General features: G+C 53.0%; 17 protein-coding genes. 6 read left to right on the top strand and 11 right to left on the bottom strand.

Annotated features, from left to right (window positions below):
• Positions 1 to 81 precede the first annotated feature (81 nt).
• The 6 genes from CHH67_RS08870 to CHH67_RS08845 all read right to left on the bottom strand — a co-directional run bounded on the left by CHH67_RS08870 (position 82) and on the right by CHH67_RS08845 (position 6,878).
• Positions 82 to 1,047 carry an ABC transporter ATP-binding protein gene (locus CHH67_RS08870; RefSeq protein WP_095264813.1) on the bottom strand — a complete coding sequence of 322 codons (966 nt, stop codon included), beginning with the start codon at positions 1,045 to 1,047 and terminating at the stop codon, positions 82 to 84.
• On the bottom strand, positions 1,040 to 2,023 hold the full coding sequence (locus CHH67_RS08865; RefSeq protein WP_095264812.1) for an ABC transporter ATP-binding protein: 984 nt from the start codon (positions 2,021 to 2,023) through the stop codon (positions 1,040 to 1,042). The genes CHH67_RS08870 and CHH67_RS08865 overlap by 8 nt, the downstream gene beginning before the upstream one ends.
• Before the next feature lie 7 nt (positions 2,024 to 2,030).
• Complete coding sequence (opp4C, locus tag CHH67_RS08860; protein WP_425320436.1) at positions 2,031 to 2,966, bottom strand: oligopeptide ABC transporter permease; 936 nt, start codon at positions 2,964 to 2,966, stop codon at positions 2,031 to 2,033.
• A 19-nt stretch (positions 2,967 to 2,985) separates the two neighbouring features.
• Positions 2,986 to 3,939 carry an ABC transporter permease gene (locus CHH67_RS08855; RefSeq protein WP_095264811.1) on the bottom strand — a complete coding sequence of 318 codons (954 nt, stop codon included), beginning with the start codon at positions 3,937 to 3,939 and terminating at the stop codon, positions 2,986 to 2,988.
• 78 nt (positions 3,940 to 4,017) lie between these two features.
• Positions 4,018 to 5,757 carry an ABC transporter substrate-binding protein gene (locus tag CHH67_RS08850; RefSeq protein WP_095264810.1) on the bottom strand — a complete coding sequence of 580 codons (1,740 nt, stop codon included), beginning with the start codon at positions 5,755 to 5,757 and terminating at the stop codon, positions 4,018 to 4,020.
• A 548-nt stretch (positions 5,758 to 6,305) separates the two neighbouring features.
• Positions 6,306 to 6,878, bottom strand: a complete 573-nt coding sequence (locus CHH67_RS08845) for a GbsR/MarR family transcriptional regulator (protein WP_095264809.1) — start codon at positions 6,876 to 6,878, stop codon at positions 6,306 to 6,308.
• Between the two features lie 165 nt (positions 6,879 to 7,043).
• Between CHH67_RS08845 and CHH67_RS08840 the strand changes: the two genes are divergently transcribed.
• From CHH67_RS08840 to CHH67_RS08815, 6 genes are read left to right on the top strand one after another with little or no spacing between them, the layout of a single operon-like run.
• Entirely contained in the window at positions 7,044 to 7,925 is an 882-nt protein-coding gene (locus tag CHH67_RS08840; protein WP_413773632.1) for a carbohydrate ABC transporter permease, read from the top strand.
• 24 nt (positions 7,926 to 7,949) lie between these two features.
• Complete coding sequence (locus CHH67_RS08835) at positions 7,950 to 8,792, top strand: carbohydrate ABC transporter permease (protein WP_095264808.1); 843 nt, start codon at positions 7,950 to 7,952, stop codon at positions 8,790 to 8,792.
• Positions 8,793 to 8,815: 23 nt separating this feature from the next.
• Positions 8,816 to 10,186, top strand: a complete 1,371-nt coding sequence (locus CHH67_RS08830; RefSeq protein ID WP_095264807.1) for an ABC transporter substrate-binding protein — start codon at positions 8,816 to 8,818, stop codon at positions 10,184 to 10,186.
• A gap of 10 nt (positions 10,187 to 10,196) precedes the next feature.
• Positions 10,197 to 10,952 (top strand): HAD family hydrolase, encoded by a 756-nt coding sequence (locus CHH67_RS08825; protein WP_095264806.1) that lies wholly within the window; start codon positions 10,197 to 10,199, stop codon positions 10,950 to 10,952.
• A gap of 28 nt (positions 10,953 to 10,980) precedes the next feature.
• Positions 10,981 to 11,307, top strand: a complete 327-nt coding sequence (locus tag CHH67_RS08820; RefSeq protein ID WP_095264805.1) for a DMT family transporter — start codon at positions 10,981 to 10,983, stop codon at positions 11,305 to 11,307.
• Positions 11,308 to 11,322: 15 nt separating this feature from the next.
• Entirely contained in the window at positions 11,323 to 12,339 is a 1,017-nt protein-coding gene (locus CHH67_RS08815) for a metallophosphoesterase family protein (RefSeq protein WP_095264804.1), read from the top strand.
• Between the two features lie 104 nt (positions 12,340 to 12,443).
• On the opposite strand, the gene CHH67_RS08810 is transcribed toward CHH67_RS08815, so the two are convergent.
• The 5 genes from CHH67_RS08810 to CHH67_RS08790 all read right to left on the bottom strand — a co-directional run bounded on the left by CHH67_RS08810 (position 12,444) and on the right by CHH67_RS08790 (position 17,073).
• Positions 12,444 to 13,790: an MFS transporter gene (locus CHH67_RS08810; RefSeq protein WP_095264803.1), complete on the bottom strand. Its 1,347-nt coding sequence runs from the start codon at positions 13,788 to 13,790 to the stop codon at positions 12,444 to 12,446.
• A gap of 118 nt (positions 13,791 to 13,908) precedes the next feature.
• A complete protein-coding gene (locus CHH67_RS08805; protein ID WP_176475649.1) occupies positions 13,909 to 14,412 on the bottom strand; it encodes a winged helix-turn-helix domain-containing protein in 504 nt (167 codons plus the stop codon).
• A 186-nt stretch (positions 14,413 to 14,598) separates the two neighbouring features.
• Positions 14,599 to 15,255 (bottom strand): TetR/AcrR family transcriptional regulator, encoded by a 657-nt coding sequence (locus tag CHH67_RS08800; RefSeq protein WP_095264801.1) that lies wholly within the window; start codon positions 15,253 to 15,255, stop codon positions 14,599 to 14,601.
• Between the two features lie 55 nt (positions 15,256 to 15,310).
• Positions 15,311 to 16,336 (bottom strand): ABC transporter permease, encoded by a 1,026-nt coding sequence (locus CHH67_RS08795; protein WP_095264800.1) that lies wholly within the window; start codon positions 16,334 to 16,336, stop codon positions 15,311 to 15,313.
• Positions 16,333 to 17,073, bottom strand: coding sequence for an ABC transporter ATP-binding protein (locus CHH67_RS08790; protein ID WP_095264799.1), 741 nt, complete (start codon positions 17,071 to 17,073; stop codon positions 16,333 to 16,335). The genes CHH67_RS08795 and CHH67_RS08790 overlap by 4 nt, the downstream gene beginning before the upstream one ends.
• Positions 17,074 to 17,216: the final 143 nt, after the last annotated feature.

Raw genomic sequence — 17,216 nt, 5'->3', positions numbered from 1 at the left:
CAACCATCGGTTTCCTACCTATTATACACGCCGGCAAATCCTTTTTCTATAAAGCCGGACTGGCGCTGCAGGCCGCCGTGGTCAGACCAGATGACAGGCAACGAAGTGGTCGCCTCCCACGTTCCGGAACTCCGGTATCTCCTCCTTGCACCGCGATACCGCGTACGGGCATCGCGTATGAAACTTGCAGCCGGAAGGCGGATTGGCCGGGCTCGGAATATCGCCCTTGAGTACGATGCGCTCCCGCTTGAGCTTCGGAACCGGGACCGGAATCGCAGACAGCAGCGCTTTGGTGTAGGGATGAAGCGGCTGGCTGAACAGCTCGTCGCGCGAAGCCATTTCCATCATGGAGCCGAGATACATGACGCCGATGCGGTTGCACAGATGCTCGACGACACTCAGATCATGAGAGATGAACAGATACGTCAGTCCCCGGGTGTGCTGAAGCTTCTTGAACAGGTTAATGATCTGGGCCTGAATCGACACATCCAGCGCCGATACCGGCTCATCGGCAATGATGAAGTCGGGGTTCAGCGCCAGCGCCCGGGCGATGCCAATCCGCTGCCGCTGTCCACCGGAGAACTCGTGGGGGAAGCGGCTGTAATGATAGGAGGAGAGGCCGCAGGCTTCCAGCACATCGAGCGCCCGCTCACGCGCCTCCTCCTTCGTCGCCAGCCCGTGATTGACAAGCGCCTCGCCAACCGCATCGCCGATCCGGATCCGCGGGTTGAGCGAGCTGTACGGGTCCTGGAATATCAGCTGCATCTGGGGACGCAGCTTACTCATCTCCGCCTTGGACAGCTCATGGATCGGCATGCCCTTGAACAGCACCTCGCCATCGGTTTTCTCATGCAGGCGCAGAATCGTGCGGCCGACCGTGCTTTTGCCGCTGCCGGACTCTCCGACCAGGCCGAAGGTCTCTCCAGCTTGAATCGTCAAGCTGATGTCATCCACCGCCTTGACATGTCCCACCGTCCGGTTCAGCAGACCGGCTGTGATCGGAAAGTATTTCTTCAGATGGCGCACTTCCAGCAAATGTTCACTCATGTTGAGCCTCCTCCTCGTACAGCCAGCAGGCTGCTCGCTGACTAGCGCTCACCTGCTTCAGCTCAGGCTGGCGAGTCCGGCAGATGTCCATGCAGCTGTCGCACCGGTCGTGGAAATAGCAGGACTCGGTCAGTTCAAGCGGATTCGGCACCTGGCCCGGAATCGAGAACAGCTCCTCAGTCCGCTGACCGATAATCGGCTTGGAACGAAGCAGCCCCTGGGTGTACGGATGCTTGGGCCGCTCGAACAGTTCGGTCACTTCGCCTTCCTCGACAATTTTCCCTGCATACATGACGATGACATAATCGGCCATCTCCGCCACGACCCCAAGATCGTGGGTAATGAGCATGATCGACATATTCGATTGCTCCTTGCTTTGCCGCAGCGTCTCCAGCACCTGCGCTTGAATCGTCACATCCAGCGCCGTTGTCGGCTCGTCAGCAATGAGCAGCTTCGGTTCGCAAGAGATCGCAATGGCGATCATGATCCGCTGCAGCATGCCTCCGGACAGCTGATGCGGATAGGATTCAGCGATTTGCTCGGCGCGAGGGATGCCGACCAGCTCAATCAGTTCCAGCGCGCGGGCGTAAGCCTGTTTCTTGCTCAGCCTCTGGTGAATCATAAGCGGCTCCATAATTTGCTTCCCGATCGTGATCACCGGATTGAGCGAGGACATCGGCTCCTGGAAAATGATCGAGATGTCATTGCCCCGGATACGCCGCAGCTCCTCCTTGCTGATTCGCAGTAAATCCTTGCCGTCAAACTGGATGGATCCGTTGACGACCTTGCCATGCGGCCCTTCGACCAGGCCCATGATCGACATGGCGGTGATGCTCTTGCCGCAGCCGGATTCGCCAACGATGCATACCGTCTCTCCCGGATGGATGCGAAAGCTGACATCGTCCACCGCCTTGACCGTGCCGGACCCGGTATGGAAATGAGTGCTTAAATGGTTGATTTCGATTAATGGATTCATGGACGGTTCACCTGCTTGTTTGCTTTTTGGGATCAAGAACGTCGCGCAGACCGTCGCCGAATACATTGATTGCGATGACGGTTGCAAAGATAGCCAGCCCGGGAGGAATCCATAGCCATGGACGCTTCTCAAAATCGATCAGATTGTTGGCGGCATCAATCATATTGCCCCAGCTTGGCGTGGGCGGCATGACACCGAGCCCGAAGAAGCTGAGTGCGGATTCCGCCAGAATCGCGCCCCCGATCCCCAGTGTCCCGATGACAATCAGCAGCGGGAACACATTCGGCAACAGATGGTGAAACAGCTTCCGTCTGTCGCTCAGGCCGAGCACGTCGGCCGCCTGCATATATTCCCGTTCGCGAAGCGTGAGCATCTGGCTGCGGACAAGCCGCGCAACCCCTGGCCAGCCGATCAGGCTAAGCATGACCATGACCAGATAGAGCCGGTAATCGGTAGGCACTTTCCATTCCGACATCAGAAAGCCCATGATGAACAGGATCGGAATGCCCGGAATGGTGAACAGCAGATCGGCAATGCGCATAATGAGCTGATCGACAATGCCGCGATAGTAACCGGAGATGATGCCGAGCACTGTCCCGATTGTCATCGACAAGGCCATCGACGCAAGACCGACGGTGAGCGATATTCTTCCGGCCTGGAGCAATCTTGTCAGCACATCTCTGCCCAAGTGATCTGTACCGAGCCAATGCTTGGCGCTTGGCGGCTGATGCTTGATCAGGATGTTCACCTTGCCGTCTGCATAAGGGGAGAATAGCGGCCCAATGAAACATGCTACTAACATAAAGATGACAAATATAAAGCCGGCCATCGCCATCTTGTTTTTGCTTAATTGCTGGATCGCCTGGCGCCATAGCGATGGGGGAGCTTCGGATACGCGACGGTCAGGCACGCGGCCGGCTTCCCTGGTAGATAGATTAGACACAATGCGGGCGCTCCTTTCTTTACAGTTTGACGCGCGGATCGGAAGCGTGATACAGAATATCCGACAAGAGCGTGCCGATCACGGTCAGGACGGCCAAGAGCATCGTAAAGCCCATCAGCAGCGGGTAGTCGCGGACGGTGAACGATTGCAGATACAGCTGCCCTATCCCCGGCCAATTGAATATTTTCTCAATGATGATCGACCCGCTGAACAGGCCCGGAAGCTCAAAACCTACAAGGGTAATTGCTGGCAGCATCGCATTCTTCAGCGCATGCCGGTACAGCACAGTCCGCTCCTTCAAGCCTTTGGCACGAGCCGTGCGCACATAGTCCTGCTTGATGACCTCCAGCACATTGCTGCGGAGATAACGCGCCAGCGAGCCGACGCCGAGCAGCACCATGACCGCCACCGGCAGCACCATATGGTTCATCACTTCCACTATATAGTCCCAGCCTTCGGCGCGGCTGCCTGTCGTAATCATGCCGCCTGGCGGGAGTATCTTCAGGTCGACGGCAAACACTTTGATCAGGAATAGTCCGATGAAAAATGACGGGATGGACATCGCCGCGAAAATGCCGATCATCACCAGCGTGTCAAACAGCGAGTATTGCTTGTAAGCCGTAATCACACCGATGATAACCGCGATAAACCAGGTGAAGAAGGTGGCGACCACCGCCAGCAGAAAGGAGTTCCATATGTAGTCCTGGATCAGTTGAGCTACAGGACGCTGCTGGGCCAGCGAATAGCCGAGATCGCCCTGGAGCAGATTGCCCATCCAATTGACATAGCGTTCAAACACCGGTTTGTTCAGACCGTAGATTTCCCGCAGCTCTGCCTTCCGCTCCTCGGACAAGCTCAGATTGTTGTCAACATAATCGCCCGGCGTCAGAGAGAACAGGAAAAATATCAATAAGGACGCGCCCAACAGAATCAAAAGCATATACAAGCATCTTCGGAGCAAATAGGTTCTCATGTTTATCTCCTAATCAGCATCTCCGGCCTGAACAGCAGCTCAGGCTGGAGATGTCGTTGTTAATGATTGCGTAAAGCTTTACTTCAACTCCCAATCCGCCAGGCTGAAGCCGATGCCGGACAGCGGGTTCAGCTCAAATCCGCCGATGCGTCCGTTGATCGCCACAATCTGTTTGCTGTAGCTAGTAAACATGACGGGCAGCTCGTCGTTCAGAATTTTGAACATTTCATGGTAGATTGCCTTGCGCTCCTCAATGTCGCTCGTAGCCAGCGATTTCGCATAGAGATCATCGATGACCGGGTTGTCATAGCCAGGGGTCTGCCCTTTCGTGAAGCGGAATACCCCCTGGGACGGATCGCTGATGATCGTTGTGGAGAAGGACGCCATATCATAATCGCCGTTTCTCACCTTGGCAGAGAGCGTGTTGAAATCCGGGAATTGCTCCGGCACGAAGTCAACGCCAATCTCGGCATAATTCTCCGACGCCACAGCGATGAAGATGTCGGTGCTTTCGCTTTTGGACCCGAGATAATTGATGCGCAGCTTCTGGCCGTCCTTCTCGCGAATGCCGTCGGCGCCAACGACCCAGCCTGCCTCATCCAGCAGCTCCTTCGCTTTTTCTGGATCATACGGATACGGATTGATGTCCTCCTCCGTGTACGACCACAGAATCGGCGAGGAAGGAATGTTAGCCAGCTGGCCGGCGCCTTGTCTGGCCTCGACATATATGAGCTGGCGGTCCAGCCCGTAGGTCAATGCCTGGCGAACGCGCTTATCCTGCAGATGATCCCGCTCCAGGTTCAGCTGGTTGTATCCGTAGTTGCTTGCCGTACTTGGAATCAGGTCCAGGAAGCCCAGGCCTGTCAGCCGTTCCAGGTTATCCTCGGTCGCGGTGAAGCTGCCGTAGTCCACTTCGCCCGTTTCAACGAACTGCCAGGTATCGCCTTCACTTGTTTTGTAGATGAAATATTCTGTTTTCGGCTTGCCGAACACGTAATGCTCATTGGCCACAAACCGCACTTCCTGGCCCGGAATGAAGCGCTCCAGCTTGTAAGGGCCATTCGTAATCGGATTCGCGTGTAGATCCTTGATATAGTCCAGATTGCCAAACGTATAGTCTTTACCGTAGTAAGCCTTGGACAAAATCTGTCCGCCCAGCACCGTCAATGCCGTTGCGTTCGTCTCCTCCAGCGTCACCGAAATCGTGCGCTCGTCAATCACCTGGATCCCTTCGATGGCATCTGCTTTTCCATCCTTGTAATCCTGCCCGCCCACTATTCTTGACTCCACCACCGTGTTGATGCCGTCATAAGAAGGATCATGCAGCAGCGTCCAGGTGAACGCGACATCCTCGGCCGTCATCGGCGAGCCGTCACTGTACTTCAAGCCTTCGCGGAGATAGTACGTATAGGTCAGTCCGTCCTCGGAAATCTCCCACCGCTCAGCCAGTCCGGGAACCGGGAGGCCGTTCGGATCGACCTTGACCAGCGGCGTATACAGCACGCTGTTGACATTGCCGTCATACCCGACCTGGGTGAAATAAGGCGTGAACGCGCCGCTTGGATTCACAAGGCTGACAATGATCGTGTCATCCCGCTGCTTCGCTCTGTCCGGAAGCTTGGACAGGTCACTTGCAGCAAGCCGCTCTGTAAGCGCAGCCGCTTGCGGTTCCGACGGCGTCTCCGCCGACGTCTCATTGCTGCTGCCCGGATCGGAAGAATCAGCAGGTTCATTGGCAGAAGAGCCTGAAGAGCATGCAGCCATTAACAGAGATAAGATCAATAACAGAACAAACGCTATGTATCGTTGTTTTTTCATGGCAACCACCTTTTAACATTAGATTTGATACTGCACCGATACTGCCGAACTCGCAACCCACATACAACGAATCTGGCAATGCCAAAAAACAATAATTCCAATGTGATAAGTATGAATTATAATAGTAATAGACCGCTGACTTTACGGAAGAGTCGATCCGCACCAAGACAGACAGCAACTGCGTAGTGTTGCACTAACTGATGAGCCCGACTGCCACCTTGATCATCCAACATCAACCATGAAGCATAAGCATGAAACAGAAGCCTTCGGCTGTTCTCCTCCCTTCTCCCCCTTTAAATTGAAAATAATGGAACTATCATCATAATACCAATAAGAAAAGTGCGAATTATGCTTGTGCGACGCAGCATTACAATCATTTTATCCAGTTTTATACTTTCTGTAAATAGCGTACTATAAATTATTTCTCCCTAGACAGAAATAATTGAGCGATCACTTTCTGGTTAACCCCTCGTTAATCGAAGATCAGGACACATCTTCTTCCACAAAAAAACACACCCTCCTATGAAGAGGATGTGTTGGTTTAAAGTCTATTTCGGCTGCCCGGAGGACTCGGAAGCATCGGTTGGCAGCAGCTGAAACAGCGTTCCGTCCTGCAGGTGGTTCACAAATCGTTGCAGCCATTCATAATACGCCTTGGCTTCCTGCAGCTTGAACATGTCTTGCAAGCACAGGCTGCGCAGCTCCTCGCTTGCGTCCGGGCTCAGGATGATGCTGCTCCATGCCCCGATCGCTTCGTCAATGGCGAGGGACATGACGTCAATCTCGCGCTGGAGCTTGTTGCCGAAAAAATTTTGGAACACTTTGAAAAAATCAGTCTCCGCGATATATTGATCCTTTCTGACCTGCTTCTTGTCCAGCTTCGTCACCATCTGGGAGGACAGCAGCGAGCGAATGGCGTAGCTCATATTGCTCTTGCTCATGTTCATCTTCTGCTGCATCTCTTCCAGGGTCATTTCTTTTTCCTCAAAATACATTACCCCGTACAAGGTGCCAAAGGTATGATTGACGCCGTACAAGTCCATCGTCTGGGCGATCGCCTCGATCACCTCATGCTTCGCCTGCTCGTATTGTTCCTCCAGCGGCTTGTCTTTTTCCATCATTCCAACTCCAAACTTTACAAAATTCTCGCGCTGTTTTGACATTCCTTTAATGGTTCTCACTTACACTGAACGTACAAAATATTTTGAACGATGATAATAAACCACGAATTTACATCTTTATTTTAGCATTAGTTCAAATAATTTTGAATCATCAGGAGGGTTAATGTGACCAGCAAATTCATGAATGATATCAAGGCCTTCGGCTTCATGCTTCCTGCACTCATCCCTTTAATGCTGTTCTGGTTCATTCCATTCGGCTATATCGCCTATTTGAGCTTTATGGAATGGGATTTCATGAATCCGGTCAAAACCTTCGTCGGTTTCGAGAATTACCAGGCGCTGTTCAGCAGCAAGAAGTTCTGGGATACGGTGCGCGTCACGCTCTGGTTCTGCGCCGGCAGCGTCATTCCGATCATCCTCGGCGGCTTGTCCCTCGCGCTGCTGCTTAGCGACAGGCTGAAGGGGAGCTTCATCTACCGCACGCTCATGTTCTCGCCATGGGTCACGCCGACGGTTGCGGTATCCATCGTATGGTCCTGGATCTATGAACCGCGGGTCGGGCTGGCCAACACGGTCCTCGGATGGTTCGGCGCTGCTCCGGTTCGGTGGCTGGAGGATCCGCATTGGGCGCTCGTTGCTGTTCTGATTGTGACAATATGGAAATCGGCCGGCTGGAGCATGATCTTCTACATGGTGGCGATCCGCAATGTGCCCAGGCCGCTCCTGGAGGCAGCCTCGCTTGACGGGGCGGGCAGTGTGAAGCGTTTCTTGTACGTCACGCTGCCGCTCATCTCGCCGACCACCTTCTTCCTGTTCATCGTCCAAACGATCTCGGCGCTGCAGGCGTATGATCAGATCAATATTTTGACGCAGGGCGGGCCAGCCGGATCCACGAGAACGATCCTGTACATGTATTATCAATCCGCCTTCCAGTCCTATGAGATTGGAGAAGCGTCAACGGTCGCCATGACGCTTGTTCTCTTCTGCTTGCTGCTCTCCCTGTTAAGCTTCTGGGTTGGCAAGAGAACGGTGCATTACAATGCTTAGTCCAGAAAAAGGAGGTACCGATGCATGGCGCTCTACGCCCGTTTGAAACAAAGCATTCATCATCTCGTGCTGGCAGCCGCCTCCATAATGATGGCGTTCCCGTTTATATGGATGGTCAGCAGCGCATTAAAAACGAATGAGGAAATATGGAGCTTCCCGCCCACGCTTCTGCCTGAGCAGGCGTTATGGCACAACTTCATGGACGCCTGGAACGCCGCTCCGTTCGGCCAATATGTATGGAACAGCTTCTTCGTCGCTTCCACCATCGTCTTGTGCCAGGTGGTCAACTCGGCCATGTATGCCTATGCCATCACCCATATGCGATTCCGGCTGAAGGGCGTGTTCACGGCAGCGATTGTGCTCGGGTATATGATCCCGGCAACCGCCACGTATTTGCCAAGCTATCTCATTCTGAATGAACTGAACATGCTCAACAGCTATCAAGGTCTGATCTTCTCCAACTGTGTCAGCGTATTTTCGATTTTTCTGATCAGACAAGCCTTTCTCCAGGTATCCGGTGAATTGATCGAAGCAGGCCATATGGATGGAGCCCGTCACCTGACCGTGCTCTTCCGCATCCTGGTGCCACTTACCAAACCGTTCTTTGCGGTCATTGCTTTGATTACTTTCATTGAACAATACAACAACTACTTCTGGCCGATGCTGATCACCAATGATCCCAATCTGCATCTCGTATCGGCCGGGCTGCGCAGTTTCTTCGTTGAAGGAGGTGCATACGGACTCAAGTGGCCGCTGATTATGGCCGCAAGCGCGCTTACCATCGCGCCGCTCCTGGTACTGTTTCTGTTCACACAGAAAACGATTATTCAAAGCGTCAATCTGTCAGCCGGAGCAACAAAAGGTTAACAACCCCATTATAATCGATAGATATGAGGAGGAAATCTGCTGTGCTAAAAACATCCAAACCCTGGTTATCCATCGCCCTGATCAGTGTCATGATCTTCCTGTCTGCCTGCGGGTCATCATCATCCAACGGAGGAAGCAGCAGCGCACCAAGCGCCCAGCCGAATCAAGGCGAGGCATCCGAAGCTTCGAATGCACCGGTTGAAATTGAATTCTGGTACGGCCTCGGGGGCAACCTTGGCGAGAATATGGAGCGCCTCATTGCGGCCTTTAACGAATCTCAGGACAACATTGTGGTCAAAGGCCTGGTACAGGCCAGCTACTCGGAGACATCCACGAAGCTGCAGGCGGCGATTGCATCGGGCAATGTGCCGGCCGCGGTTCTTTCGTCCAACGCCGAATGGGCAAGACGGGGATATTTTGAAGAGCTGGACAGCTATATCGCGGGGGATTCCGACTTCAATAAAGAGGATGTCATTCCCACCTTCCTGGAACAAGGCCAGGTCGACGGCAAACAATACTTCCTGCCGATGTACGGCACAACGCAAGTGATGTACTACCGCAAGGATATTCTGGCAGAGCACGGCATTGATCCGGCTACGCTGACCACTTGGGAGGCGCTCGCCGATGCGGCCGCCAAGATGACGAAGAAGGATGGCGGTACGACAACGTTCTACGGCTGGGAGCCGATGTGGGGCAAGGAGAACATGATGGATGCTGTATTCAGCAAAGGCGGCTCGGTGCTGAGCGAGGATGGCCGGACCGTGACGATCACAACCGATGAATGGGTAGACACCTGGGATTACTTCCGCAAGTGGATTCATGAGGATCAGATCATGCGCATTCACCATGGCGGAACCGGCTGGGAATATTGGTACAAAACGATTGATGACGTCATGCAGGGCTTCGCTGCAGGCTACACAGGCTCCAGCGGTGACCAGGGCGATCTTGATTTCTCCATCATCGCGGCCATGGAACAGCCGGGCTGGGAAGGTCACGGCCAAGGCGAGCCGGTCGCAGAGGCCATCCTGGCTGGCATTCCAGCAGCCGCATCGCCAGAACAGAAGGCTGCAGCCTATGAGTGGTTCAAGTTTTTCATGAAGCCGGAGAACACCGCTTCCTGGTCCATGAATACCGGCTACATTGCCGTGCGTGAATCCGCTCAGAATGATCCTGCATTCGCGGATTTCGCTAAAGAGAACCCTCAGATTACTGTACCTCTGTCGCAGGCGACCCATGCTTCCCGCCCGTTCGTTGACCCGACAGGCGGCAAAATTTCCGACGCGCTCGCTACGGCCGCCGATAAGGTGCAGATATCCAACCTTCCGGCAGCCGAAGCGCTGGCAGAAGCACAGGCCGAGGCGCAAGCGGCCCTTGACGCCCATTACAAGCAGTAAGAGGACGAACATGAACATGGCACAACTTTATTTAAACGAGCTGCAGTGGCAGGTGGAGGCCGTCTTCCTGGATAAGGATGGCACCCTCATCGACTTCATGCATACTTGGGGATATTGGGCGGAGCAAGCGCTCCGCCAATATGCTATTCAGCTGGCCGAGCAGGGATACGAGGCAGCGGCGAACATGCCGGCCCGGATCGGCATGCTTGCGCATGGCGCCGATGTTGACCGGAATGGACCGCTCGCGATGGGAACCGTGGCGCAGCTGGAGACGATTCTGACCTTCTCCAGCTATGAGCTTGGCATGCCATGGTTCGAGGCGATCAAAGTGAGCCGGTCATGCCTGGCTTACGCCGACAAGGCTGTAGAGCTGGAGCGCCGCGTGCGGCTTCTGCCTGGCGCAGGCCGGTTCCTGGAGGAGGCGGCAAGGCTCCGGATTCCGATGTTCATCGTAACGGCAGATGAAACCGATACTGCGGTTAAACAGATGCAGTGGCTGGGGATGGCGCATTATTTTACCGATATCATCGGAACCGACCAGGTTGTCCGCGGCAAGCCCTATCCGGATATGCTTGAGCTTGCGGCCGGCCGCCATCAGGTGGATCTTACCCGGGCCGTTATGATCGGGGACACATCCAGCGACATGAGCATGGCCCACAGCGCCGGCCTGGCGGTCCGCCTTGGCAAGCTGTCACCCGGCGGGTCCGTCATTACACATGCCACATCCTGCTTCGAGGACTACGGGCAGCTTACGATTACAGCCTAAACTTACACTAGAAAAAGGACGACTACGAATGGGATGGTTATGGTTATTCATTGCAATTTTCTTTGAATTCGCAGGGACCCTCGCGATGAAGTACTCGGCCGGATTTTCCAATCTCCTGCCTTCCATCGTGATGTTTGCCTGTTATGCAGTCAGCTTCACCTGTTTGAACTTTTCTCTTGCCTATCTCAAAGTCAGCCTCGTGTATGCGATGTGGTCAGGTGTCGGCATTATTCTCATCACCCTGGCCGGCACCCTGCTCTTCAAGGAGCAGATAACGCTAGCCGGGGTATTCTGGATCGTCGTCATTGTCGCAGGCGTAGTCGGGCTTAATTTCAGTCAATCCGCTCACGGATAAGGGGAGGTACTGCACATGACAAATCAGCGTTTATTTCGATTCCATGTTCTCACCGATACGCATATCGAGGAAGAAGAAGGACATCTGTACAATCATCATTTCAGGCTGGCATTGCAGGACATTGCCGAGCATTTTCCGGACAGCGCCTGCATTGCCCATGCCGGGGATTTGACGAACCATGGTTATCCGGGAGAATACCGGCGTTATGCCGCCATCCTGGCGGAATTTCAGGGCAAGCTCCCTCCGCTTTACACCGTGCAGGGCAATCATGATGTCGGCACGATCTCTCCGCAGGATCTAAAGACCTATCTCGCCAGCCACGCGGGAGCTGCGCTTGCCGAAGAGGCAGCCAAGCTCGGGCTCCAGGCAGCTCATGCCGGGCTGGCCGCCATTCCGGAGGAATACGCGGATCTATTGCCTCCGGCCTATATGGAGCAGGGCCATGAAGCGGCAGGCACATGGGACAACCGCATCGCCGCTTTCCTGCAAGCGACCGGCCAGGCGGGTCCCTATCATCATCATGTCATTCGCGGAGCCCATTTTATATTCATCGGCAGTGAGACGAATGATCCGTTATTCTGCGAATTCAGCGAAGAGCAGCTGGCTTGGCTCGAACGTACCTTGGACGCTGTTCCGGACGCCAAACTGCCGATATTTCTATTCCTGCATCAGCCGCTGCTGGATACGGTGTCCGGCTCGCTCGCCCATCAGCAATGGTACGGTGTTCGTCAGGATGAGGAGCTGAAGCGCATCCTGAGCAAGCATCCCCGGGTCGTGCTGTTCACCGGCCATACCCACTGGGAGCTTGGCTCGCCTTATACGTACGTGCCGGCGACGGCATCCTCGCCAAGCATGCTGAATTGCGCCTCCGTGGCCTACCTGTGGACGGATGAGGACCAGCGGAAGGAAGGCTCCCAGGGCTATGTCGTCGATGTCTATGAAGACCGCACGGTTGTGCGCGGCAGAGATTACCGCGCTTCCGACTGGATCGATGGGATCGAATATACGATTGCGCATCAAGCATACAAGTGAATTAAATAGCGTGACCGGATCCATCCTCGTTCATTCCCCCCGTGAGCCGCATCGTGCGGTCAGCGGGGGTTTGTTCATGGATGCAGCGTTCCAGCCTTCGGCTCCTATGCGGGCGGTGCTGCCGGGTTGGCCTGTTCCCTGCGCTCCTGCGCAGCGGATTGCAGCGGAGCAAACAGCGACTCATCCATACGGTCCGGAGGCGGGAGCTTCCGGGTGACCGGATCAAGCAGCCACAGCACTCCGATCAGCAGGACGATCAGGCCGCTGCCCGCTATGATGGAGGAGCTGGCCAGGAGGAGCCCCAGACTGCCGCCAATCAGGCTTCCCAGCGGGCTTGCAATCCCGCTTAGCCCATTCGAAGCGGCAAATACGGTAGCCATATGCTGCTGCGGGATCGTCTTCTGAATCACCGTGTTGATAATGACATTGGTAATTCCGCCCGGGAACCAGGCCAATCCATAGGTCAATACAACCAGCCAGGTCCATGGCGTGAACACGCTAAGTGCCCAGGCCGCCCCCATGACAAAGAACGCGACGCCGTAAATTACCCCAAGCCTGAACTTCTCCAGCTTCAGGTATGGCGCCGCCAGTGCGCCAAGCAAACTGCCGCAGGCTTGCGCCATCAGAAGAATGCCATAGATACCGGCCCCGCCGAGACTGTCGGCGAATGCGGGCATGACGGTGAACGTCGCTCCGCCCACCGCGTTAATCATAATCATGCCAAGCAGAACACGGGCTAGCGGCGAGCCGAGGAGGAAACGCAGTCCGAAGCGCATATCCTCCATATAGGATTTGAATGAATCGGTGCTCGTTGAAGTGGCTGTGCTGTCTTTGACCTGCGTTTCCCTTGATGTTGTTAGATCATTGTTAGAAGAACTAGAAGCACTGTGAATGCGAAGCTGCGCGAACAGAACCGCGCCGATGAAGAAACCGACAGCGTTCCACAGATACAGGGAAACCGCGCCCAGCAGGATAATCAATCCGCCCGAAATCGCATTGCAGGCCACATCGATGCCTTGGTAAGCCAGCGTGAATAACGAGTTGCCTTGTGTCAGCTGCTTTTTGTCCAGGATTTTCGGTAATGCGGACATTTGGGCGGGATAGACCCACATGTTAAGTGTGCTCATGATCGGCGTGATGGTCAGCACCAGCCCTACGGTAAGAAACCCCATATAGTGAGCTGCAGGAACGATCAGGAGCAGCCCGGCCTGAATCAGCTGTGTGTATACGAGCAGCCCTCGAAGCGGAACGCGGTCAATGAGCGGGCCGGAGAAAATCTGAATGATCCGGGGCAGGATGGACAGAAACCCGGCCAACCCTGTGTACAGGGTCGAGCCGCCCAGATCATACACGAGCCACATGGCAGCAACGGCATACAAGCTGTCTCCAATATTGGTCAGGATGCGGCCGATAAACAGCAGCAAAAAATTGCGGTTTTTCAATATATTCATCGTTCAGAACTCTCCTGTTCACTGTATATTCAGACAAAAGAAGTCGGCGCTGTGCTCATCTTAATGAGGCCGAGCCGCCGGAAAAACCGCATCATTGCTAATATTGAAGAAGCGGCCTCTATTGGGAGGATGCTTCTTCGATCGAAACGACATTAACGCCGATGGCATATTCCTTGCTGTCTTGCCCTTTTGTGGCCATCGTTTGGTTCACCCATTTTTCCAGAAGGAGCTTAAACTCTCGGGTCATTTCCTCATGCTGCTCCTCTGTCAACTGCAAGCGCAGCTGCATCTTCGTGCTGGAAGCCGCATTATAGCTGTCAGACAGAACGGGATCGACCAGTTCCTTACTGGATGTATTGAACCACTTCCCCTTCGACTTGTAATATTTCTCCACGATCCCGCCAACCGTCCGCGTATCCACCAGCTCGATCAGCCCGCCGTCGTACAGCTTCTGAATGTGGTAATGAATGCTTCCCGGTGACTCCCCGAGTTCATCAGCTACCTGCTTAGCCGTTTTGGGGATGTCGACAAGACAGCCGATAATTTTCACGCGCTGGGCGCTGCCGAGCAATTTAGCCTGTTCCACCGTAATGTCAAACATTTGATTCGGATTCTGCTCCATCAAGATCACTCCGTTCTTAGTATAGGGGCGGTTCTAATTTCGTTGTTCAATCTGTATTTGTGGTTTGTTCCACTATTGTAGTTCGTTCTAATTTTCTAGATCGATGTGATAATAATAAACCACCTATTCCCATTTGTAAATAGGCGGCTCCAAAAATTCTTTATACTCGCATATATATCTTCATGTTCACGCTTGCTTGGGCACGGCAATTCCATGCATAATCATCTGAACCGTCTGATCGATTTCCGCTTGATCATCCCAGTCCAGCTCGGGCAGCAGGAGATTGCGAACGATTAGATAGCCGAAGATCGCTGAAGCGGTCAGGCGAATGATCGTGAGAGGCGGGGCATCAATCAGCTCCCCTTTTTCTTGATAATGCTCAACCACCTGCGTGAATCGGGTGATGACCTTCGTTCCAATATGCTCTTTAAACAGGGCCTTTAGCTCAGGTTGAAAGGGAATTTCCTGAATCAGAATTTTAAACAACAGCATATTCTTGGAAAGGAAACTGATCCGGTTCTCGATCATCGCCCTCAAAAAGTCTTCAAAGGAAGCATGCTTTTCATTAAGAACCTTTTCCATATCTTTAATGACAAAAGGAGCAATAAATTTCTTCAGCATCGGCTCGATAATGGAATAAAGCAAATCCTTTTTCGTTTTGTAATGGCGGAAAATCGTTCCCTCCGCAACCCCGGCGCTTTTGGCGATTTCGCTTGTCGAGGTCGAGGCGTACCCTTTTTCGGCAAACGACTGGATCGCAGCCAGAATGATTTTCTTCTGCTTCTCTGTAAGCTCGTCACTCTGTTCAAAAATTTCTTCAATAAGATTGTCCGGACCGTTCATCGTAAACTCCTTCATTCCATAGTACCTTTATTGTAATGGATTATAGCCACAGATGCTAAATCTTTCGGTACTTCCGCAAAGCCGCGATATTCAGGAACATGAACAATACCGAGAAACCGAGGAGCATTAAAATGTCCATATAGGTATCCCCCCACCCGTACCCGCGGATCATCACATTCCGCAGCGCCTCGGCAGCGTAATAGAGCGGTGTAAACGGGCCGATCCAGTTGAGCCAATCAGAGATCGTCTCCAAATTAAACAGTCCGGAGAAAAAGATTTGTGGAACGATGACAATGGGGATAAACTGAATCATTTGCAGTTCATTATTGGCAAAGGCCGATAGCAAAATTCCCAAGGTTAATGCGGTGAGAGAAAGGACCAGCGTGATCACAAGCACGTCAATGAAATGCCCCTCCATCAGCATCCCCAGCACATAAATAGCATAGGAGGCAATAAGCGCAGCTTGAATCATCGTAAAGATCCCGAACCCGACAATATAGCCGGCAACAATTTCCCATTTTCGCAAAGGGCTCGATAACAGCCGCTCCAGCGTCCCGGTGGTTCGTTCTCTTAAAAAGGATACTCCCGCAATTAAAAAGACAAAAAAGAAAATAAAGAAGCCTAACAATACGGGCCCAAAATAATCGAATTGACTCATCTCTGCCGAACCGTGGATGAATGTCATCTCCAGATTCGTTGAACCTCCCGGTTGCAACGGGGCCACGGCCTGTTGAATCCACCGGATGACAGCGCCGTTCACATTCGGATCGCTGCCTTCCAGCACAACGGAGGGGGAACCATGGTCAAACCTAATATAACCGTCGATCCTCCGCTTCTCGATATCTTGATTGGCTTGCCCGGCATCGGTGTATTTCGTAATGTCAGCACCGCTCTGGTCCAGTTGCGCCTCCACCGCGTCAGGAATCTGAATGAGACCTACCTTCGGAACATAATCCCCACCGTTAAACACAAGATGAAGCATCGTTAAAATCGCAATCGGAGCAAATATCAGCAATCCGAGTGTTCGCCTATCCCGCATAATCTGTCTTAAAATACGGATCACCAGCGCTTGTATTCTCATGCCTTCACCCCTCCATAAGCCAGAAACGCTTCTTCAATCGAGGAAGAATGGGTCTGCGCCTTTAACTGCTCGGGTGTCCCCACAGCGATTAACCCGCCGTCCCGAATCAAAGCGAGCCTGTGGCATTTCTCGGCTTCTCCCATGACATGCGTCGTAACAATCATCGACGTTCCTTTATCATTTAATTCGTAAAAGGTATCCCAGATTCTTTTTCGCAGGACCGGATCAATTCCAACCGTCGGTTCATCGAGAATTAAGAGCTCCGGCTCGTGGAGCAAGGCAATCGCAAGTGATAACCTTCGTTTCATGCCTCCTGAATAATGGTGAATGGATTTATTCAGATGCTCGGTAAGCTCGACAATGCTCATCACATGATCGATTCTTCGCTGCAGCGCCTTTCCTTTCAACCCGAAGAGAGCACCGAAAAACTCAAGGTTTTCCTTCGCGGTCAGCTCACCATATAGTGCATCCGACTGGGCCATATAACCAATTCGCTCCATCAATTTTAACGAAGGCATTTTTTGTTGAAAAAGATACGTGTCCCCCTCATTTGGCACTTCCAAACCGGTCAGCATTTTTACCAACGTGCTCTTTCCCGCTCCCGATGGCCCTAGCAAGCCAAAGATTTCCCCCTTGTAAATATTTAAGGAAATTTGACTCAGCACCTCCTGCTTCCCATACGCTTTCGATACCTGGTTGATCGATACAATCTTCTCATGGACATCATCGACATGCATTTTGTCACCCTCTTTTCACGTAATGATGAGTGATTACTCACTTTAATCATAAATCAACACAAGTCACATGTAAAGTGAGTACTCACTCATAACATGCCTAAATTGTTATATTTTCTAAGAACTTCACTTTGGGACTCCTGATC

Origin of the sequence: Paenibacillus campinasensis, assembly GCF_002272015.1 — a bacterium.
GTDB lineage: Bacteria > Bacillota > Bacilli > Paenibacillales > Paenibacillaceae > Paenibacillus_AQ > Paenibacillus_AQ campinasensis.
Note: the sequence above shows the minus strand (reverse complement) of the source record. Positions and strands in the feature narration are given on the sequence as shown.